Source organism: Oceanibaculum pacificum (assembly GCF_001618175.1).
GTDB lineage: Bacteria > Pseudomonadota > Alphaproteobacteria > Oceanibaculales > Oceanibaculaceae > Oceanibaculum > Oceanibaculum pacificum.
Genome location: NZ_LPXN01000127.1, coordinates 23,145 through 43,611, shown reverse-complemented (window position 1 = coordinate 43,611; position 20,467 = coordinate 23,145). Strand labels below are relative to the sequence as shown.

Below are 20,467 nucleotides of genomic sequence, written 5' to 3'. Positions count from 1 at the left end.
ACCCCTCGCCTGAAAAGCTCAATTCACCGTGGCGTGAGGCCTACCGACGCAGCATCACCACCGACAGGCCGGCCAGCACCAGCACAAGGGCGGCGATTTCGGCAAGGCCGATAGGCTCGCCGAGCACCAGGGCGCTGGAAAGCACGCCAACCACCGGGATCGCCAGCGTGCCGATGGCGGCGATGCTGGCGGGAAACAGCTCGACAATGCGGAACCAGGCCCAATGGCAGAAGATCATCGGAATCAGGGCGGCATAGATCGCCGCCCACAGCACCGTGCCGCTGAGGCCGGTGAAATCCGGCGCGGGGTCGATCAGCAGCGCTCCGATCAGAACCGGGATGCCGCCCAGCGTAAGCTGCCAGCCGGTCAACGCCGCCGTGCCCAGCCGCCAGGGCTGGCGCTTGGTGACGATGGTGCCCATCGCCCAGGTAACCGCCGCCCCCAGCATCAAAAGCGAGCCGATGGGGGCAGCGCCCAGCCCCGCCAGCTCCGGCCCGATCAGCACCGCCAGGCCACTGACGCCCAATATGAGGCCGATCAGCTTGCGCCCGGTAAAGGCCTCCTTTAGCACCAGGCTGGCCAGGATCGACGCCCAGATCGGCATGGTGAAGGCAATAATCGCCCCCCGCCCCGCCGGCACCAGCAACAGACCGTAGGCGGAGAAAATATGCCAGCCGGTGACATTTAGCAGGCTGGCCAGCAGCAGCGGTTTCAGATCGGCCGCTGTTATGCGCACGGACTCCCGCTTCGCCAGCGCGAAAGCCAGCAGCGACAGACCGCCGATGAACAGGCAGATGGTGCGGAAGGTGAACGGCGCGATGCCGGTCAGCGCCAGCTTCATCGCCGGCCAGTTGACGCCCCAGAACAGGGTCAGCAGTACCAGCAGCACCAGCCCGCTGGCCGGCAGCGGTGCGGCACCGGACGGGGCAGAGGTAACCCGCGTATTGGACAAGGAATTCTCCTGGCGGAAAAGGCCGGACGGAAACCAACGAAGCCTATCGGCCAGCAATAGAAATGTTACGCGCGCAGGACAAGTCGCCCGCTGCGCGCGGCTGCCATGTCGTCACGCCGCGATCTGGATCAGGATGGGGGCGATATCGCCGGTGCTTGCCGCCTGGCCGTAGGCGCCGGCCGCCTTGGCGGGATCGCTCTCTCCGCCGAGACCTTGAGCCTCTTCCCTGTCCTGCTGTTGTTTTTCGGCCTGGGCTTGCAGGCGGGCCTGGTCGGCGGCGGCGGCAACGGCGCGGTCCTGTGGCGAGGGTTCGCCGGGCGCCAGGGCCGCGCGCTTCACGATCTCCATTTTCTGGATAGTCGCTTCCGGATCGCCCGGGACTGGCGAGACATCGATCGAGACCGATCCGCCGACGGCATAGCGATTGCCGTCCGGTCCAGACTCATACTCATACACCGGGGAACCGGCATAAGCCCCGCCCACCGCGGCATGCGCCTGTTCGTGCGCGCGCACCTCGCGGTCGCGTTTCTTCAGCTCATCGACGATTTGCTGTTCTTCCTCGGTCAGGCCGAGGGCGCTTTCCTCCGCCTCGGCTTCGCTGGCGGCGGCCAAAGTCCCGCCGGCAAGCAACCCAGCGCGCACGCCACTCAGCCCTTCTTCGGCGGTGGCGGGCGAACTGGTTCGGATTCCGGTATCGGGGAGGTTCGGGAGGCCGGTTGCGGCGGGCGATAGCCACGGCCCCTCCGGCGAGGCAAGTCGCTGAACACCGCCCCCGCTGGAATATGAGCCGGCAATCGCTGCAATCATGCGCGCCACGCCCGTCCGTACAATCTCACTGGTTCTTAGATTCTAAGAACTCGCCGGACGGCTGTCAAAGCGCTCGACGTAAACTTTCCGTGAGGCGCGCCGCTATTAGACGGAGATATCAAGCAAAGAACCGCGGCCAGATTCCTGCGGCGCGGGCGGCGGCGTCTCCTGATTGGAGCGGGCCACCTGGGCGGCGCCCTCCGTAGCATTGCCGACGACTTGGGCCAGAGTCTGGGTCTGCTGCCGTTCGGATTGCAGACCGACAATTGCCAGATTCTGCGCGCCACCTACATTGCCGATCGCCATGTTGTCATCCTCTTCATGTTTCTTAGGGTCAAGGTAGCAGCGATACCCTTAAGGAAATATGAAGCCCGGGGCCAATTTCCACCCTCGAACCATATCTACGGGAACTCACCGGCGTGATGATCGGTTATGTAATGGCTGATACAGCCCCTGACGTGAAGCTCACATGATAACCCACCGACTTTGCTGGCGAAGCGAACGGGCGCGCCAGGCCCGTGTGCTGATCGATGGCGCGGAGTATTTTTCCGCCGTGCGCGAGGCGATGCTGCGCGCCGAGCACTCCATCCATATCGTCGGCTGGGATTTCGACCATCGCTCGCACCTGTTCCGCGACAGCAGCACGCGCGAGGGGCCGCGCCGGCTGGGCACGTTCCTGCGCCATCTGGCGAAGCGCAATCCGGCGCTGAGCATCCGTGTGCTGCGATGGGGTAATTCCGTTCTGCTCAATTTGGGCCGCGAGCTGAAGCATATGTTCCGCGTCGGCTGGAGTTCGCCGCGCAATATCCATTACCACCGCGATATCGGCCATCCGTCCGGCGCGACGCATCACCAGAAGCTGATCATCATCGACGATCAGGTGGCGTTCTGCGGCAGTATCGATCTGGTCGAGGATCGCTGGGATACGCCCGAGCATCTGGACGACGATCCGCGTCGCAAGCTGCGCCGGGGCGGCATCGCCACGCCGCGTCACGAGGTGGCCATGATGGTGCAGGGCCCAATTGCCCGGGCGCTGGGCGACCTGTTCCGCGAACGCTGGCTGATCGCCACGGATTACGACATCGCCGCCTATCACGGCGCGGGCGACCCCTGGCCGCATAGTTACAAGCCGACTTTCGAGAATGTGCCGGTGGGCATCGCCCGCACCAACCCCTCCTGGGGCAAGATGCAGGCGTGCCGGGAGATCGAGGCTTTTCACCTGGCCGCCATCGCTGGGGCGAAGCACTGCCTCTACATCGAGAACCAGTATCTCGCCGGCCGGCGCATCCTGGCGGCTTTGCTGGAACGGCTGGCGGAGCCGGAAGGGCCGGAAATCGTGATCCTGAATCCGGAATCCACCGAATCTTTCCTGGAGGCGGCCGCCATGGGCGTGGCGCGCCTCTATGCGGTGAAGCAACTGCGCGACGGCGACGCCCATGGCCGGCTGGCGATCTACAAGCCGGTGACAGCGAGCGGCCGGCAGATTTATGTGCATTCCAAGGTGGTGATCGTCGATGACCGGGTCCTGAAGATCGGCTCCAGTAACCTCAATAACCGCTCCATGGGGTTCGATACGGAATGCGACCTGATCGTCGAGAGCGAGACCGGCGAGGATGAGCTCGCGGCCGGCATCGCGCGCATCCGGGACACGCTGCTGGCCGAGCATCTGGACTGCCCGCCCGAGGCCGTCGCCGAGGCCATGCGGCGCGAAGGATCGCTGATCCGCGCTGTCGAGAGCCTGCGCACGGCGGAAGGCAAGCGCCTCGAACCGCTGGAGCCCGACTTGCCGAGCAACGCGGAAAGCCTGATGGTCGATCTGCAACTGCTTGATCCGGAGGCCCCGACCCGCCCATTTCGGCTTGCAAAGCTGCATCTGGCACGCAAGCTTGGTCTTCGCCGCGCGCGCTATGGGCGCAAGCGGTAAGGCGCAAAGAGTTACCCAGCCAGCCAACAAAGAGGAAGTATCTATGGCAAGCGATACCCTGCACGCCCCCCGGGAACGTCTCAGCAAGCGGACGCTGACGATGCATCACGCCATCGTCTCGGTCATCGAGGAGCTGGAAGCAGTCGATTGGTACCAGCAGCGCGCCGACGATTGCGAGGACGAGGAGCTGAAGGAAATCCTGCTGCACAACATGCGCGAAGAGATCGAACATGCCTGCATGGGCCTAGAATGGCTGCGCCGGAAAAACGAGCATTTCGCCAAGTACATGGACGAGTTCCTGTACAAGAAGGGCGAGATCGACGACCACTGATCGGGCAATGCCGCGTAACCTCACCGGCATGCATGCGGGCGCTCCCTCAACGGAGCGCCCGTTTTCGTTTGCTTCCCGCTGGCGTCATGCGGCCCTGCGTCCAGGCCGGTTGCGCGCCCGGCCTCGGCTGTTAAGCTCCGGGCGATCCTTGCAATCACGTCAGAGATATCCAGCCCATGACAGCATCCGACAGCAATCCGGTCTCGCCCTGGCCGGAACAGATATTCGACGTTCTGAAACGCGCCGAGGTCCGCCAGGTCGGCTATGTGCCGGATGCCGGGCATAGCCGATTGATCAAGGCATGCCAGGACGAGGGCAGTATGCACACCGTCTCGCTGACCACTGAGGAGGAAGGCATCGCCCTGGCCGCCGGCGCGTGGCTGGGCGGCCAACGCCCGGCCCTGCTGATGCAGAGCAGCGGGGTGGGCAATTGCGTGAACATGCTGTCGCTGATGAAAAGCTGCCGCTTCCCGCTGCTGACCTTGATCACGATGCGCGGCGAGTGGGCGGAGTTCAATCCCTGGCAGATCCCGATGGGCCACGCCACGCCGCAGGCGCTGGAGATGATGGGCGCGCTGGTCTATCGGGTGGACCAGCCCGAGGAGGTGGCGGACACCGTCGAAGCCGCCGCCGACCTCGCCTATAACGGCGACAGCGTGGTTGCCGTGCTGCTCTCGCAGCGTCTGATCGGCCGCAAGCAATGGGTGAAGAAATGAGCCGCGCTAACCTCCTCGACCGTCGCGCCGTCGCCAAGGCCCTGCTGGAGGGCCGCGACGACACTCTGCTGGTCGTCACAGGCCTGGGGTCCACCACCTATGACTGCTTCGCCGCCGGCGACCATGACCTGAATTTCTACCTCTGGGGCGCCATGGGCGGTGCGGCCGTGATGGGGCTCGGCATCGCGCTGGCCCAGCCGGATAAGAAGGTGCTGGTCATCACCGGCGATGGCGAGATGCTGATGGGCATGGGCGCGCTGGCCACCATCGCCCTCCAGAAGCCGGATAATCTGTCTGTGGTGATCTTCGATAATGGCCATTATGGCGAGACCGGCATGCAGCAGAGCCATACTGGGGGCGGCGTCGATCTGGTCGGCGTTGCGAAGGCCTGCGGCATCGGCGATACGCAGGAAATCAATACGATGGAAGGCGTTGCTAAATTGAAGGATCGGGTGCGCACCGGCAAGGGAACGCTGGTCGCCCGGGTCTCCATCGCCGCCGAGGAGACGCCGCGCGCCCTGCCGACCCGCGATGGCGTTGAACTGAAACTGCGCTTCCGCAAGGCGTTGGGGCTGTAATCGCGAATCGCCCCGGGTGGGGACCAGTCTCACCGGCTAGCCGGAAAGGCCGGCCCGCACCCGGGCGCGATAGATCGAATAGAGGCCGGCGGCGACGATCAGGCTGGCGCCGGCTACCGTCATGCTGTCCGGCAGGTCGCCGAATACCAGGAAGCCCAGGATCGTGACCGCCACGAGCTGTGTGTAGGTGTAGGGCTGCAAGGCCGAGGCCGGGGCCAGGGTGAAGGCCTTCATGAACACTGTGTGGCCCGCCGCCCCCAGAATGCCGATGGCCAGCAGCAGCACCCAGCCCAACGCGCTGGGCGGGTTCCAGTGGAACGGCACGACCGCGCTGGTCATGACCAGGCCGATCACCGCCGTCCACAGCGCCGTGGTGGGCGCCGGATCGTAGCGTCCGACGATGCGCAGCATGATCTGATAGACCGCCCACATGGCGGTGCCGATCAGCGTGAGGATGGTGCCCATGCCCATCGTCTCGAAGCCCGGCCGCACGATGATCAGCACGCCGACAAATCCGACCCCCACGGCGCTCCAGCGCCGCCAGCCTACCTTCTCGCCCAGGAACGGCACCGACAGCGCGACCACCATCAACGGCGCGCTGGCGGCAATGGCCTGCACATCAGCCAGCGGCAGATATTGCAGGGCGGCGACGAAAAACCCCATCTCGATCACCAGCAGCGCGGCGCGCACACCCTGCAGCAGCGGCTTCTGGCTGCGCCACACCACCCCGCCCTGTCGCCTGTAGGCCAGCGCCAGCGCGATCGGCACGAAGATCAGGAAGCGGACCCACAGGATCTGCACGATGGTCAGCGTCTGGCCGAGAATCTTGTTCAGCGTGTCGACGCAGGCGAACATCATCACCCCCATCAGCACGATGGCGATGCCGGTCTTCAGATTCGCTTCGGCGCTGCGGTCGGTGGGAAGAATGGACATGGATGCTTGTAGCCCGCCGGGCGTCATCGCGCCAGCGGCCGCGGCGCAAGCCCGCTATTCCCAACGGGTCGATTTTTTCTCGAAATCGCTGCCCCTGGCCTGCACGACGCAAAAACGATGACCGGTCGGCGCCGCCATCACCACCCAGCCCTTGATATCGGCGATGCGTTTCGCGCCCAGCTTCTCCAGCCGCGCAACCTCGGCCGGGATGTCGTCCGTGGCGATGTCGAGATGCACGCGGCTGGGATGATTGACATTTTGCACTTCGATGTTCAGATCGTCGCCGGCATCGAGCTTGATGTATCCCTGATTCTCGGTCCCGCTATCGCGCTTCATCGGCAGGCCGAGCGCAGCGCTCCAGAAGCCGGCGGCGGCGTCCAGATCGTCGCCCAGGCTGTCGATGATGAAACCGTCAAGACGGCTGTGATGCATGTCTTTACTCCTCACGGATCGATGGCTTCGGCGCAGGCATCGGTCGGGACGGCCGCGGCATGCCCCACCCAGGGAATCATCTTCAGCACCAGCGACACGCCCCGGCAAGGCGCGGCGGCCACGCCGCAGCCGCTGAGCGAAAACGCCAGAAGAAGAATGGTGAGGGTGGTGCGCATGCGGGGTTCCTTGCGGCAAAGCGACCGATAGCTGGCTCTATTCTTGGGGAATCGCGCCATTTTACCAATCCTTAAGTTCCCTCGGCATAGGCTGACCCAGCCTTAACGATGCATTGACGGACCAAGAATGACCTCCGACGACTGGTTTGAGGATTTTGGCGGCAAATTGCGCCATCCTCTGCATCTGGGCATCTATGATTATTGGCGGCGGCGCTGCCGGGACGGTCGTATCCCGCTGCGCGCCGACATCGACCCTATCGCCATCGGCGCGGCCATGTTGCCATGGATCATCCTGTATGACGTCGTCTGGGGCGGGGATGGGCCGCGCTTCCGGTTCCGGCTGGTCGGCACCGGCAATGTCGCGCGCTATGGTCGGGATGCGACCGGCCTGTGGTTCGAGGAACTTTATGACGGCGTCGTCCTGGACGAGCAAATCGCCGCTTATACCTGGGTCGCGCGAAAGGCCCTGCCCGACTATTCGGTGCGCCAGATGCCGGTGAAGGATAAGGAATTCATCCCCTATGAGCGGTTGCTTCTGCCGTTCCGCACCGAGCAGGGAACGGTGACTACCATCCTGGGGCTGATGGGCTTTCAGGATGTCTGCCCTGCCGGCCACGAGCATCCCTTCCATCGCCCGATATACCGCGCCCCCCGGCCATAACCTCTGGCGCGCCTCTTGCCCTGTCGGCCGGCGACCGCTATGAGGCGCGGATGACGGATGACACTTCCATGATCGCGATTGTCGGCGGCGGACCGGCCGGGCTGATGGCGGCTGAAACGCTGCTGTCGGCCGGCCTGCCGGTGCAGATCTACGAACGCATGCCTTCGGCCGGGCGCAAATTCCTCATGGCCGGCAAGAGCGGCCTGAATCTGACCCATTCTGAACCCCATGTCACCTTCCTCGGGCGCTACGATGCTGTCGATTGGCTGCGCCCGTTCCTGGATGAGTTTCCGCCGCAGGCGCTGCGCGACTGGGCGGCGGGGCTGGGCGTGGAAACCTTCGTCGGCAGTTCCGGGCGAGTGTTTCCAACCGAAATGAAGGCCGCGCCGTTATTGCGCGCCTGGATCAGGCGGTTGCGGGCGCAGGGCGCGGTTTTCCATATGCGGCATCGCTGGGACGGCTGGGACGATGCCGGGGCGCTGCGCTTCGAGACGCCGGCCGGCCCGGTCAGCATTCGCCCCAAGGCCACGGTGCTGGCGCTGGGCGGCGGCAGTTGGCCGCAGCTCGGCTCCGACGCGGCCTGGATCGGACCGCTGCAAAGCCGGGGCGTCGATTGCACGCCCTTGCGCCCTTCCAATTGCGGCTTCGAAGTTGCCTGGAGCCCGCATTTCCGGCAGCGATTCGCCGGCCAGCCGGTAAAGCCGGTCGCGTTGAGCGTCGACGGGCAGCGCGTGCGCGGTGAATTCGTCATCGCCGATTACGGTATCGAGGGCAGCGGGGTCTATGCGCAATCGGCCGCGCTGCTGCGAGACCCGGTGCTGCGACTGGACCTGGCGCCCGATACGCCGCTGGAGACCCTGCGCCAGGCGCTGGGCCGGCCGCGCGGCAGCCAGTCCTTCAGCAATCATCTGCGCAAGGCTGCCGGCATCGACGGGGTGAAGGCCGGGCTGGTGCATGAGTTCCTGCCGCCCGCCGACAAGGCGGACGCAGCGCGGCTGGCGGACGGCATCAAGGCTCTGCCGGTGCCGATCCTGCGGCCCCGCCCGCTGGCCGAGGCGATCAGCACCGCCGGGGGCATTGCCCGTCCGGCGTTGGATGGGCTGATGCTGCGCGCCCTGCCGGGCACTTTCTGCGCCGGCGAAATGCTGGATTGGGACGCGCCGACCGGCGGTTATCTGCTGACCGCGTGTTTCGCGCTGGGCCGGGCCGCCGGGCTGGAGGCGGTAAAGTGGCTGGCGTCACAAAGAGAACAATGAATCATCGTTCACTTCCGGTAAGATGCGGCAAACCGGAGGAAACTGATGCTCAAGATAATTCACCTCATCAAGCGCAAGCATCCCGGCCTTGAGGAAGGCCAGGTCGAGGCCTTTCAGAAGCGGTGGCGGCAGGGTCATGGTCCCATCGCCGCGCGGCTGCCGGGTTTGCGGCGCTATGTACAGTCGCACGCGCTGGTCCAGGGCTATCGCAAGGGCGAGTTACTATTCGACGGCATCTCGGAATTCTGGTTCGCGAACAAAGCCGACCTCGACGCCGCCAAATCCTCGCCGGCCTGGGATGAGATGGTCGCCGACCTGCATGGCTTCGTCGATACCGGGCGCTGTATCGAAATGCCGATCGAGCTGCATGTCATCAAGGACAATCCGGCGCCGCCGGGCGCGGTGAAGAATATCGAGTTCGTCAATCAGCGCCCTGGCATGGATCGCGCCGAATTCCGCCGCTACTGGCGCGAGGTGCATGGTCCGATCGCAGCGCGCATTCCCGTATTGCATCGCTACGAGCAGAATCATCTGGCGTTGACGGAATATGACCGCCCTTCCCCGCCGCCCTATGACGGGCTCGCGATCACCTGGTTCGCCTCCACCGCCGACATGAAGGCCGGCACCCGGACCGAGGAATATCGCCTCACCCGGGCCGACGAACCGCACTTCCTGCCGGACGGCCACCTGCCGATCATCATCACCCGGGAATATGAGATCGCGCCGTCAGCGGAATAGGCTGACCAGATTCACCAATGTCAGCGTGGCGATTACCGCGCCAACCAGCATGAGCAGCAGGCGCTGCGGCAGCTTCTTGACCAGATAGCCGGCCAGTGGCGCGGCCAGCGCGCCGCCCAGCACCAGACCGCCGATTACCGTCAGATGCTGCGACAGATCGAGTTGGCTGAGAAAGGTCAGCGAGATGGCGATGGTGATGACAAACTCCGCGGTGTTGACGGAGCCGATGGTCCAGCGCGGTTCGTCTCCCTTGGCCAGCAAGGTGGACGTCACGATAGGCCCCCACCCGCCGCCGCCGATCGCGTCGAGGAACGCACCGGCGCTGCCGAGGATGGGTATGGGAATTTCCCAGCGACGACGCAGCTTCGCCGCGATGCGCAGGAAAATCATCACCGCCATCGCCGCCAGATATAGCGTGACCAGCGGCTTGACGATCTCCTGCGGCAATTCCGTCAGCACATAGGCGCCGACCACGCCGCCGATCACGCCGGGTATGACCAGCCGCCGAAACAGCGCCCAATTCACATTGCGGTGCCAGATATGCGAGGCTCCGGAAATGCCGGTGGTGGCGATCTCCGCAGTATGCACGGCCGCGCTGGCGATGGCCGGCGGCGTGCCCAGCGCGATCAGGCTGGAGGTGGAAATGACGCCGAAGGCCATGCCCAGGGCGCCATCCACCAACTGGGCGAAAAAGCCGATGAAGACGAACAGGGCAAAGTCCAGCTCCATACGGCCTCCCGCGCGCGGTTAACTCAGCTGCCGAACAACCATCCAGCCGTGGCGAATGTTGCAATCACGATGACGATGCTGCCGATGATGTTCAAGCCCAGCCCGGCCATCGCCATCTGTTTGATGCTGACATGGCCGCTGGCATAGACGATGGCGTTGGGCGGCGTCGCCACCGGCAGCATGAAAGCGCAGGACGCCGCGAGCGCCAACGGCACGGCCAGAAGCATCGGGTCTAGCCCCATGCCGACGGCGACGGCCCCGCCCAGCGGCAGGAAAGTGGCGGCGCTGGCCGTGTTGCTGGTTATCTCGGTGAGGAAGATCATCGCCACGGCGGCCACCATGACGATCAGCACCACCGGCAGCGTGCCGAAATTCTCTAACAGCGTGCCTAGCCATTCCGCCAGGCCGCTGCCGCTGATCGCGCCAGCCAGGCTCAAGCCGCCGCCGAACAGCATCAGCACGCCCCAGGGCAGGCGCTTCAGATCGTCCCAATCGAGCAGGCGGCGATTGTCGCTCTCCCGCTCCGTCATGCCGGACGGCAGCATGAACAGCAGCAGGGCGCCGGCGATGGCGATCACCGTATCGTCGATGCCGGGAATATAGTCGCTGAACAGTGGCCGGGTGACCCAGGCCAGCGCGGTCAGCACGAAGACCGCCGCGACGCGCTTTTCCGCCGTGCTCATGCGGCCCAGCTTCCGCTTCTCGCCCTCGACCACGCTGCGCGCGCCGTCGCCGATATCGTTGGAGATCGGATAGAGCCGGGTCAGGATCATCCAGGCGGCCAGCAGCATGACGATGGTGACCGGCACGCCGACCGCCATCCATTGCGCAAAGCCGATCTCCACGCCGTGCTCGCGCGCCATATAGCCGGCCAGCAGGGCATTGGGCGGCGTGCCGACCAGCGTGGCGAGACCGCCGATGCTGGCGCCATAGGCGACCGCCAGCATCAGCCCGGTGCCGAAATTCCGTTCCTCGGCCGAGATGCTGTCGCGTGGGCCGGCGCGCTCGTTCAGCAGCGCGGTGACCGACAGCGCCACCGGCAGCATCATGACGGCCGTGGCGGTGTTGGACACCCACATGCTGAGAATCGCGGTGCCCAGCATGAACCCGCCGATCAACCGGCTGGGCCGCGTGCCAATGGTGCTGATCGCGGTCAGGCCGATGCGTTTATGCAGATCCCAGCGCTGAGTCGCTGCCCCGATGATGAAACCGCCCAGGAACAGGAAGATGATCGGGTCGGCATAGGGCGCCGCCGCTTCCTTGGTGTTGGACACGCCGAGCAGCGGCAGCAGGATCAGCGGCAGCAGCGCGGTGGCCGGAATCGGCAGCGCCTCGGTGATCCACCAGATCGCCATCAGAATGGTCAGCGCGGCGACGTTCTGCGCCGCCGGGGCCATCCCGTCCGGCGTCGGCAGCGCGAGGATAAGGGCAAAGGCGGCAAGGCCGGCGAAGAAACCCAGCCAGTTCCTGACGAAACCGGCGGGCTGCGTCGCCTCGTCTGATGCGGACATATTCCCTCTCGAACTTTTCAGGCGGCCCGATTCCACAATCCAGGCCTGTTTCCCTAGGTGAACGTATAGGGTGCTGAAAAGTTCTTACGCGCGCATAACTATTTGTTCAATGCGTGCCCAGCGCCGCCTTCTCGCGCTTTTCGAACATGGCCCACACGCCCTCCTCGCCGTCCCAGCTGCCGCGGCTGGCGCCCTTGGAATATTCGGTGGCGCGCTGCTCGAAGAAATTGGCGTGCTCGACGCCGTTCAGTATTTCCACCAGCCAGGGCAGCGGATGCGGGCGCAGTTGCTTGTAGCCGGTGTCGGTCTGCTCGAAATAGCCGAACACCGTCGGCAGCTTAAGCTGGGTCAGCCGCCAATCCGCGATATAGCGCACATAGGCCTTGATCGCATCGCCGGTCATGCCCTCGATCTGGCCGAGGCCGAAGGCCAGGTCGATGAAACGCTCCTCCAGCCTGACCATGGTCTTGGCGACGTCGATGATGTCGTCGCGCACGGCGGCGGTGACCGCGCCGGTTTCCCGGTGCCATTCATGGTACAGCCGGATGATGCCCTCGCAATGCAGGCTCTCGTCGCGCACCGACCAGGAGACGATCTGCCCCATGCCGTTCATCTTGTTATGGCGGGGGAAGTTCAGCAGCATGGCGAAGCTGGCGAACAGGCTCATCCCCTCAGTGAATGCGCCGAACATGGCCAGTGTGCGTGCCACGTCGGACACGGTGCCGACGCCGAACGTGTGCATGTAATCCGCCTTGGCGCGCATCTCGCCATAGTCGCGGAACGCCTCGAACTCGGATTGCGGCATGCCCAGGGTTTTCAGCAGCAGCGCATAGGCGTCGATATGAACCGTCTCCATGTTGGAGAAGGCGGCCATCATCATCTGCAGCTCAAGCGGCTGGAAGATCGGGATATAGCGCTTCAGGTAATTATCGCCGACCTCGACATCCGATTGGGTGAAAAAGCGGAAAATCTGCGTCAGCAGGGCCCGCTCCGCGTCGGTCACGCGATCTGACGCCCAATCCTTGATGTCGCCGCCCAGCGGCACTTCCTCGCCCATCCAGTGGGTCTGCTGCTGGCGCTTCCAATAATCGTAGGCCCAGCCATAGCGGTTGACGTCATAGGTGCCGGTTGCGGTCAACAGCCCGACCTTGCCGGTGCCGATCAGCGTGCGTGGGTCGAGATTGCCCAAATTCACTGACATGCCAGACACTCCTCGTAATCGGTCGGGTCGGTGTTGTCGAAGGCGGACGCCGCGCCCTCCTCCAGCTTGCCGGCGAAGGCGGCGCGGCTGATCGATTTGGAGCGGCAGTAATACAGGCTCTTCATGCCGCGCTTCCAGGCCGACCAGTGCAGCATGTGTAGGTCCCACTTGGCGATATCGGCCGGCAGGAACAGGTTCAGCGACTGGCTCTGGCAGATGAAGGGCGTGCGGTCGGCCGCCAGGTCGATGATCCAGCGCTGATCGATCTCGAAGGCGGTGCGATAGGTCGCCTTCTCATCCTCGCTCAAACAATCGAGATGCTGGACCGAGCCTTCCTTTTCCACAATGGATTGCCAGATTTCAGGGGTGTTTCGCCCCTTTTCCTCCAGTAATTTCTCAAGATGGCGATTGCGTACCGAGAACGCGCCGGACAGCGTCTTGTGGGTGTATATATTGGCCGGGACCGGCTCGATGCCGGCGCTGGTGCCGCCGCAGATGATGCTGATCGAGGCGGTCGGCGCGATGGCGATCTTATGGCTGAATCGCGCCTTCATGCCGGCCTCCTGCGCGTCCGGGCACGGCCCGCGCTCCTCCGCCAGCGCCACCGAGGCGGCATCGGCCTCGCGCCGGATCTTGCGGAAGATGCGGAAGTTCCAGGATTTCGCCAGCGCGCTCTCGAACGGGATGCCGTTGGCCTGCAGGAAGGAATGGAAGCCCATGACGCCGAGCCCGACCGAGCGCTCCCGCATGGCAGAGTATTTCGCCCGCTCCATGCCATCTGGCGCCACGTCGATGAAGTGGCTCAGCACATTATCCAGAAAGCGCAACACATCCTCGATGAAGCCCGGCGCTTCGTTCCACTCGTCCCAGGTCTCGACATTCAGAGAGGACAGGCAGCACACCGCGGTGCGTTCCTCGCCCTGATGGTCGGCCCCGGTGGCCAGCGTGATTTCGCTGCACAGGTTGGAGGTGGTGACCTTCAGCCCCAGCTTCTGCTGATGGCGCGGCAGCGCTCGGTTCACCGAATCGATGAACAGCAGATAGGGCTCGCCGGTCTGCAGCCGCGTCTCCAGGATGCGCTGCCAGAGCTGGCGGGCATTCACCTTGCGCAGCGTCTCGCCATTCTTCGGGCTTTTCAGATCGAACAGCGCGCCATCCTGCACCGCCTGCATGAATTCGTCGGTGATGTTGATGCCGTGATGCAGGTTCAGGCCCTTGCGGTTGAAATCGCCCGATGCCTTGCGGATTTCCAGGAATTCCTCGATCTCCGGATGATGAATGTCGAGATAGACCGCTGCCGAGCCGCGACGCAGCGAGCCCTGGCTGATCGCCAGCGTCAGCCCGTCCATGACATGGATGAAGGGGATGATGCCCGAGGTCTCGCCCGCCCCCTTCACCGATTCGCCGATGGAGCGCACCTGGCCCCAATAGGTGCCGATGCCGCCGCCATTGGAGGCCAGCGCCACATTCTCGTTCCAGGTGCGCACGATGCCGGTCAGCGAATCCGGCACGGAATTCAAAAAGCAGGAAATCGGCAGGCCGCGCGTCGTGCCGCCATTGGACAGCACCGGCGTCGCCGGCATGAACCAGAGTTTAGACATGGCGTCATACAGGCGTTGCGCATGCACCACATCGTCGGCAAAGGCGCAGGAGACGCGGGCGAACATGTCCTGGAAGCTTTCGCCGGCCAGCAGATAGCGGTCCATCAGCGTCGCCTTGCCGAAGGCGGTCAGCAGATCGTCACGGCTGCGGTCCAGCACCAGATCGGACGGCTTCGGGCGGATCGCCAACGGCCCGGTCAGCGGGGCCTTGCGCTCCAGCCGAAAAGCTTCCTGGCGGGGTTCCTCTCGCGGGGGCTGCGGCCGCGGTCTCGCCGACTGCGCCGGACCTGCCGGAGTCTGCGGGACCAGATGGCCGTCATGATCGAAATCAAAGGCGAGAGAGGACATCGTTACCCCGTCGGTTGGTCTGTTGGACGGGGAAAATGGGAGCACGCGCCGGACGCACGCAAAGCGCGTCGACTATGCCCCATCGGTGCACCCCGCCCGAGGATTACGCATGCGTTACGGCCGGTCTCCTGGCTCGCGGCTCCGCGCTTTGGTCCAGCCTTCCCAGCACGTGGCGCACCAGTGGCAAGAAAGGACGCAAAGCTAACCGCTTACAGTTGCGGGGGCAGCCCCGGCTTTACCGTCTTGGCGCGGCGCACCGGATTCCCGACCAAGATGCTGACACCTCGGATACCGTAACGTCTATATCTTGTGGGATAGGGCGAAAAGCGTCAAGCCGTTCCGACACATATTGTGCAAATGGCTGGCTATCGCTGGGCCTCATCCTCATCGAACAGGATGCGGATGGCGGCGCCGTCCATATCCTCGAACTGGCCCTGGCGCAGCGCCCACAGAAAGGCCACGAGGCCGGCAGCGCCAAGAGCGAGCGCGATGGGGATCAGGTAGAGCAGCACGCTCATGCCAGTTGCCCCCTATTCAGCCGCAGCGCGTTCAGGATTACCAGAACCGAGGAGGAAGACATGGCTATGGCGGCGATCAGCGGCGTCACCAGGCCGGCCATCGCCAAGGGTACGGCCAGCACATTATAGCCCAGCGCAATGGCGAAATTGCCGCGCACCAGGGCTTCCGCGCGCGCCGCCACCCCCATCGCCGTCAGCATGGGGGCCAGGCGCTCGCCCTGGAACACGATATCGGCGGCGTTCTGGCTGATATCGGCGGCGCTGGAGGGCGACAGGGAGATTGTGGCGGCTGCCAGCGCCGGTGCGTCGTTCAGGCCATCGCCGACCATGAGGACGCGTTCGCCCGCATCGATCCATTGCCGGATCGCCACGACCTTGTCATCCGGCAGGCATTCCGCGCGCCAATCGACAATGCCGACCGCCTCGGCCACGGCGGCGACCGCCGGCGACTGGTCGCCCGATAGTAGCGAGACCTTGATGCGCCGCGCCTGCAACCGGGCGACGATCTCCGTCGCGTCGACCCGCACTTCATCGCGAAATCGGAACCGAACCGGCTCCTGGCCCGGCCGGGCGAGCCACAGCTCCGGCCCGATAATTTGCGAATCTGAGCTGCCGAAACCAAGCCAGCGCCGGCTGCCGAGGCGGATATCGCCCCTTTCCAGCCCGCGGCCCGGCACTTCCTCGACACCGGACAGCGCCGGCACGCCGGGCATGGCGCGCGCCAACGCCTGAGCCAGCGGATGCCGGCTTGCCGCCGCCATGCCGGCCGCCAGGCGCAAGGCCTCCTCGGGCATGTCGCCGGGGATCAGCGCCGGCCGGCCGACCGTCAGCGTGCCGGTCTTGTCGAACACCACGCGGTCAATGCGGGTCAGCCGCTCCAGCGCGGTCGCTGATTTCAGCAGGATGCCCTGGCGCATCAGCCGGCCGCTGGCCAGCACCTGCACCGCCGGCACCGCCAGCGCCAGCGCGCAGGGGCAGGTGATGATCAGCACCGCGACAGCATTCATCAGCGCCGGCTGCCAGCCGATGCCACCCAGGCCGATCCAGCCCAGAAAGGTGAACAGCGCCAGCAGATGCACTACCGGGGCATAACGGCGCGACACGCGATCGGCCAGCGCCACATAGCGCGCCCTGCCCTGCTCCGCCAGCTCGGTCAGGCGCACGATCTCGGCCAGCAGCGTGCCCTCGCCGATGGCCGTCACCTCCACCGTCAGCGACGAGGACAGGTTCAGCGTGCCGGCATGAAGCGATGCGCCGGGGGCGGCCTGGCGCGGCAGGGTCTCGCCAGTGATCAGCGCGGTATCGATCTCGGAACTGCCGGCCCGCACGACGCCGTCCACGCCCAGGCGTTCGCCGGCGGCGACCAGGGCACGCATGCCTGGCTGCACCTGGCGGACGGGCAGCAGGCGGATCGAGCCATCCTCCTGCAACACCGAGACCGCCCCGGCCTGCAATGCCAGCAGATATTCGGCGGCCCCCCGCACCCGGCCCCGCGCGCGGGCGTCGAGATAGCGGCCGACCAGCAGGAAGAACAGCAGCGTAATCGCGCTGTCGAAATAGGCGTGCGGGCCGCCGGTCAGGGTCTCGAACAGGCTCATGCCGGCGGCCAGCGCGACGCCGATGGAGATCGGCACGTCCATATTGGTTCGCCGCGCCTTCAGCGCCGTCCAGGCGGACCGGAAAAAGGGCCGCCCGGCATAGGCGATGGCCGGCAGCGCGATCAGCGCGGATACCCAATGCAGCAGGTCGCGCGTCGCCGGCCCCATATCCTGCGCATGGCCGGCCCAGATGGCGACCGACAGCAGCATGACGTTGCCGGCGGCGAACCCGGCCACCGCCAGGCAGCGCAGCAATTCCCGCTCCGCCTGCTTGGCGACGTCGACCAGCATTGAGGGATCGTAGGGCGCCACCCGATAGCCCAGCGCCAGGACCGCGCCAACGAGATCGTTCGCCGTGTTGGCCTGGGCCTTCCATTCCAGTCGCAGCCGCCGGGTGGTCATGTTCAGCCGCGCGGTGACCACGCCCTGTTGCTTCGCCAACATGGCTTCGATCAGCCAGACGCAGGCCGCGCAATGCAGCCCCTCGATCATCAGATTGAGGCGCAGGAGCCCATCGCCGCAAGGTTCGGCCAGGGCGGTGAAATCCATCGCCGCGGCGTCCGGACGCGGCCGGTTCAGCCCAGGGTCGAGGCTGCGGCGGCGATAATAGAGGCCGAGTCCCAGCCGCTCGATGGTGGCATGGGCGGTCTCGCAGCCGGTGCAGCAGAAATCGCCAGCGATGACCGGCTCACGGCAATGCAGGCAGGCGGCCAGCGCATCGCCTCTCATGGCGCCACCCATAACCGGCGATTTTCCAGCATAGTGCCGGCGGCGTGGCGGATGACGATCCGGACGTCCCAATTGCCGGGCTCGGAGACAGGCGCCGCCGCCCGGTACAGCCCGCCGCCCATGCCGGTCAGCATCACGGTGACGTCGAGATCCCGGCGGCCGGGCCGGCGCAACATCGCCTCGACCGACGCATCGTCAAGCGGCTGGCCGGCTGCGTCCGTCACGCCGACGCTGAGGCCGCCGGCCGGCTTCAGACTGGCCTCGATTGTCCAGCCCAGGGCCGCCTGTCGCTCGGCCGCGCGTAAAACGCCGTTGTAGGCCACACCCTTGCGGAAATGATCGCTGGTCTCCAACCCGCTCCAGCTCGTCACCGCCAGGCTGACCATTACGACATTCACCAGCACGATCACGCCGAAGAAGCCGACGAAAATCCAGGGATACCAATAGCCGCGTGGGCGGATCGACAGGTTGGCGCTGCGCTGGATCATGGAACCGGTCCCAGGAAAAGGGTGGATGCGGCATGCCGCTCTGCCGCCTCGAACGGCGTGACGACGAGGTCTATCGGCGTGCTGCTCCCGGCGAGAACATCGCGCGGGACGCGGATATGGATGCGGAAACTGCCGACCGCGTCCGCCTTCACCGGCAGGGCGACCAGATCGCCCGCCTCGCCCTCATGGCCGACCACGGTAATCCGGGCCTGCGGCAGGCCGTCGACCGACAGGCGGTAATCCCGCTCCTCGCGGGTCTTGTTCAGGATTTTCACGGTATAGCTGTTGCGCACATCGCCATCGCTCAACGCCACGAACAAGGGCGCGCGGTCGCGTTGCACCGTTAGTTCCGTGTCGCTGCGGTTCATCAGGCTGAACAGCATGATGCCGGCGACGGCGACAAGCAGCGCGACATAAACCAGCACGCGCGGCCGGAAGAGACGCAAAGCGGACCGCTGGCCAACCATGCGCGCCGGCTGGTTCGCCTCGGTGTCGAAGGCGATCAGATCCCCCGGCCGCTCGATGCGGGCCATGATGTCGTTGCAGGCATCGATGCACAGGCCGCAGCCGATGCAGGCGAGCTGCTGGCCGTCGCGGATGTCGATGCCGGTGGGGCAGACCTGGACGCATTGCCGGCAATCGATGCAGTCGCCGCGCTGGTCCCAGCTTTCCGTCTTGCGCTTCGGACTGCGCGGCTCCCCGCGCCAGGCTTCATAGGTGACGATGGTGGAATGCTCGTCCAGCATCGCCGCCTGGAAACGCGGCCAGGGACACATATAGATGCACATCTGCTCGCGCACCCAGCCGGCCAGCAAATAGGTCGTCGCGGTGAACAGGGCGATGAAGAACAGCACGGTCGGCGAGGCCTGAAAGCGCGCGAGGCCGCGCATCAGCGTCGGCGCATCGTTGAAATAGAAGATCCAGGCGCCGCCGGTCGCCGCCGCGATCAGCAGCCAGGCGGCATGCTTGGCGAGCTTGCGGGCCAGCTTAGCGATGCTCCAGGGCGCATGGTCGAGGCGGATGCGTTCCGCCCGCTCCCCCTCGATCCAGCGTTCGACCTGGAGGTACAGGTCGCTCCACACCGTCTGCGGGCAGGCGAAACCGCACCAGATGCGGCCGAACAGGGCGGTCGCCAGGAACAGGCCGACCGCGCCCAGGATCAGCACGCCGGTCAGGTAATAGACCTCCTGCGGCCAGATCTCGATGAAGAAGAAATACAGCCGCGCACCCGGTATATCGGCCAAAATCGCCTGGTCCGGCGATCCTGGCCCGCGGTCCCAGCGCAGCCAGGGAGCCAGGTAATAGAGCCCCAGCAGCAGCGCCATCGCCGCCCATTTCAGGCGGCGAAAGCGGCCGGCCACGATCTTCGGATAGACTTTCGCCCGATTGGCGAACAGCGCCTTGCGCGGCGCCGGCTCGTCCAGCAGGGGCCGTTCCGCGTTCATGATAGGCTGCTCCAGGCGAGATAGCCCAGCACCCCGGCATTCGCCAGCAACAGCAGCGGCAGAACCGGCGCCAGATGCGGTTGCCAACGCCGCCAGGCCAGCCGTCCGACGATGCCGACGACCAGCAGCGCCGGCACGGTGCCCAGCGCGAAAGCGGCCATCGCCAGGCCGCCCAGCAGCGGATCGCCCGCCGCCCCGGCAGCCATCAGCGCGGCATAGAGCAGGCCGCAGGGAATGAAGCCCAGCATCAGCCCCAGTGCGAAACCGCGCCAGCCAACCGGATTGCTGAACAGCCGCGTCGCCCGCTCGGCGACCGGGCCGGCCCAGACAGGTGCCGCTGCCAGCAGCCGACGGCGCACCAGGCCGATCCGGCCCGCCGCCATCATCGCCAGCAGGAAGGCGGCGATGCCGAACAGCACGGCGGCAATCCAGCGCTGACCGCTCAAGCTGATGACGCTGCCGAACAATCCGCCGGCCAGCGCGCCCAGCGCCGCATAGGTGGCGATGCGGCCCAAATGATACGGGATCAGCAGCACGCCGGTCAGGCGATGCAGCTCCGTCATGTCGTGAGCCGGCACTTTCTCGCCGCGCAAGGCGGCCTGCTGCAGTACGAAGGGGCCGCACATGCCGACGCAATGGCTGGCGCTGCCGACGAGCCCGACCAGGAACAGCCCGGTCAGCAGCCCGGCATTATCCATGGTCGCCCCTGCCAGGGCATCGCCGCAGCGCGACAGGCCGGCCAATACAAAGTCCAGCAGCTCGGGGATCGGGTCGGCGGGAGGCATGACGCTAATC

The 20,467-nt window shown here is 65.5% G+C and carries 22 protein-coding genes and 1 riboswitch; of the genes, 7 read left to right on the top strand and 15 right to left on the bottom strand.

The genetic code is table 11. The features are described 5' to 3' along the window. Positions 1-40: 40 nt before the first annotated feature. The 3 genes from AUP43_RS13260 to AUP43_RS13250 all read right to left on the bottom strand — a co-directional run bounded on the left by AUP43_RS13260 (position 41) and on the right by AUP43_RS13250 (position 2,065). Entirely contained in the window at positions 41-952 is a 912-nt protein-coding gene (locus AUP43_RS13260) for a DMT family transporter (RefSeq protein WP_067557941.1), read from the bottom strand. Positions 953-1,063: 111 nt separating this feature from the next. Continuing rightward, the gene (locus tag AUP43_RS13255; RefSeq protein ID WP_084462798.1) at positions 1,064-1,759 is read right to left on the bottom strand and encodes a putative metalloprotease CJM1_0395 family protein; all 696 of its coding nucleotides are present in this window, start codon (positions 1,757-1,759) and stop codon (positions 1,064-1,066) included. 105 nt (positions 1,760-1,864) lie between these two features. Further along, positions 1,865-2,065 carry a hypothetical protein gene (locus AUP43_RS13250; protein WP_067557934.1) on the bottom strand — a complete coding sequence of 67 codons (201 nt, stop codon included), beginning with the start codon at positions 2,063-2,065 and terminating at the stop codon, positions 1,865-1,867. A 163-nt stretch (positions 2,066-2,228) separates the two neighbouring features. Here AUP43_RS13250 and AUP43_RS13245 point away from each other — a divergent pair, with 163 nt between their 5' ends. From AUP43_RS13245 to AUP43_RS13230, 4 genes are all read left to right on the top strand, one after another. Further along, complete coding sequence (locus AUP43_RS13245; RefSeq protein ID WP_084462797.1) at positions 2,229-3,683, top strand: phospholipase D-like domain-containing protein; 1,455 nt, start codon at positions 2,229-2,231, stop codon at positions 3,681-3,683. A gap of 43 nt (positions 3,684-3,726) precedes the next feature. Continuing rightward, positions 3,727-4,014, top strand: a complete 288-nt coding sequence (locus tag AUP43_RS13240; RefSeq protein WP_067557928.1) for a ferritin family protein — start codon at positions 3,727-3,729, stop codon at positions 4,012-4,014. A 176-nt stretch (positions 4,015-4,190) separates the two neighbouring features. Continuing rightward, positions 4,191-4,730, top strand: coding sequence for a thiamine pyrophosphate-binding protein (locus AUP43_RS13235; protein WP_067557925.1), 540 nt, complete (start codon positions 4,191-4,193; stop codon positions 4,728-4,730). Then, the gene (locus AUP43_RS13230; protein WP_157089352.1) at positions 4,727-5,308 is read left to right on the top strand and encodes a thiamine pyrophosphate-dependent enzyme; all 582 of its coding nucleotides are present in this window, start codon (positions 4,727-4,729) and stop codon (positions 5,306-5,308) included. The genes AUP43_RS13235 and AUP43_RS13230 overlap by 4 nt, the downstream gene beginning before the upstream one ends. 36 nt (positions 5,309-5,344) lie before the next feature. Here AUP43_RS13230 and AUP43_RS13225 read toward each other — a convergent pair whose 3' ends face one another. Genes AUP43_RS13225 through AUP43_RS19285 form a run of 3 tightly spaced genes read right to left on the bottom strand, consistent with a single transcriptional unit; the run spans position 5,345 to position 6,849 of the window. Next, complete coding sequence (locus AUP43_RS13225) at positions 5,345-6,241, bottom strand: DMT family transporter (protein WP_067557920.1); 897 nt, start codon at positions 6,239-6,241, stop codon at positions 5,345-5,347. A gap of 54 nt (positions 6,242-6,295) precedes the next feature. Then, complete coding sequence (locus AUP43_RS13220) at positions 6,296-6,673, bottom strand: VOC family protein (protein WP_067557917.1); 378 nt, start codon at positions 6,671-6,673, stop codon at positions 6,296-6,298. A gap of 11 nt (positions 6,674-6,684) precedes the next feature. Beyond that, positions 6,685-6,849: a DUF6726 family protein gene (locus AUP43_RS19285; RefSeq protein WP_198154908.1), complete on the bottom strand. Its 165-nt coding sequence runs from the start codon at positions 6,847-6,849 to the stop codon at positions 6,685-6,687. Between the two features lie 127 nt (positions 6,850-6,976). Between AUP43_RS19285 and AUP43_RS13215 the strand changes: the two genes are divergently transcribed. From AUP43_RS13215 to AUP43_RS13205, 3 genes are read left to right on the top strand one after another with little or no spacing between them, the layout of a single operon-like run. After that, positions 6,977-7,510, top strand: a complete 534-nt coding sequence (locus AUP43_RS13215) for a PAS domain-containing protein (RefSeq protein ID WP_067557914.1) — start codon at positions 6,977-6,979, stop codon at positions 7,508-7,510. A gap of 50 nt (positions 7,511-7,560) precedes the next feature. Next, positions 7,561-8,766: a TIGR03862 family flavoprotein gene (locus tag AUP43_RS13210; protein WP_067557911.1), complete on the top strand. Its 1,206-nt coding sequence runs from the start codon at positions 7,561-7,563 to the stop codon at positions 8,764-8,766. Positions 8,767-8,811: 45 nt separating this feature from the next. Continuing rightward, a complete protein-coding gene (locus AUP43_RS13205; protein ID WP_067557908.1) occupies positions 8,812-9,504 on the top strand; it encodes an EthD domain-containing protein in 693 nt (230 codons plus the stop codon). Here the strand turns inward: AUP43_RS13205 and AUP43_RS13200 are convergent. From AUP43_RS13200 to AUP43_RS13160, 9 genes are all read right to left on the bottom strand, one after another. Further along, positions 9,493-10,233: a sulfite exporter TauE/SafE family protein gene (locus AUP43_RS13200; protein ID WP_067557905.1), complete on the bottom strand. Its 741-nt coding sequence runs from the start codon at positions 10,231-10,233 to the stop codon at positions 9,493-9,495. The two genes, AUP43_RS13205 and AUP43_RS13200, sit on opposite strands and share 12 nt — an antisense overlap. A gap of 23 nt (positions 10,234-10,256) precedes the next feature. After that, entirely contained in the window at positions 10,257-11,744 is a 1,488-nt protein-coding gene (locus AUP43_RS13195; RefSeq protein ID WP_067557902.1) for an SLC13 family permease, read from the bottom strand. A gap of 106 nt (positions 11,745-11,850) precedes the next feature. Then, positions 11,851-12,945: a ribonucleotide-diphosphate reductase subunit beta gene (locus AUP43_RS13190; protein ID WP_198154907.1), complete on the bottom strand. Its 1,095-nt coding sequence runs from the start codon at positions 12,943-12,945 to the stop codon at positions 11,851-11,853. Then, the gene (locus AUP43_RS13185) at positions 12,936-14,894 is read right to left on the bottom strand and encodes a ribonucleoside-diphosphate reductase subunit alpha (RefSeq protein WP_067557896.1); all 1,959 of its coding nucleotides are present in this window, start codon (positions 14,892-14,894) and stop codon (positions 12,936-12,938) included. Before AUP43_RS13185 ends, AUP43_RS13190 begins: the two co-directional genes overlap by 10 nt. Before the next feature lie 101 nt (positions 14,895-14,995). Then, a riboswitch (cobalamin riboswitch) is annotated at positions 14,996-15,205 on the bottom strand. 54 nt (positions 15,206-15,259) lie between these two features. Further along, on the bottom strand, positions 15,260-15,412 hold the full coding sequence (gene ccoS / locus AUP43_RS13180; RefSeq protein WP_067557893.1) for a cbb3-type cytochrome oxidase assembly protein CcoS: 153 nt from the start codon (positions 15,410-15,412) through the stop codon (positions 15,260-15,262). Next, positions 15,409-17,739 (bottom strand): copper-translocating P-type ATPase, encoded by a 2,331-nt coding sequence (locus AUP43_RS13175; protein WP_067558026.1) that lies wholly within the window; start codon positions 17,737-17,739, stop codon positions 15,409-15,411. Before AUP43_RS13175 ends, ccoS begins: the two co-directional genes overlap by 4 nt. Next, positions 17,736-18,227, bottom strand: a complete 492-nt coding sequence (locus tag AUP43_RS13170; protein ID WP_067557890.1) for a FixH family protein — start codon at positions 18,225-18,227, stop codon at positions 17,736-17,738. Before AUP43_RS13170 ends, AUP43_RS13175 begins: the two co-directional genes overlap by 4 nt. Then, positions 18,224-19,672: a cytochrome c oxidase accessory protein CcoG gene (ccoG, locus tag AUP43_RS13165; RefSeq protein ID WP_067557887.1), complete on the bottom strand. Its 1,449-nt coding sequence runs from the start codon at positions 19,670-19,672 to the stop codon at positions 18,224-18,226. The genes AUP43_RS13170 and ccoG overlap by 4 nt, the downstream gene beginning before the upstream one ends. Beyond that, a complete protein-coding gene (locus tag AUP43_RS13160) occupies positions 19,669-20,457 on the bottom strand; it encodes a sulfite exporter TauE/SafE family protein (protein ID WP_067557884.1) in 789 nt (262 codons plus the stop codon). Before AUP43_RS13160 ends, ccoG begins: the two co-directional genes overlap by 4 nt. Positions 20,458-20,467: the final 10 nt, after the last annotated feature.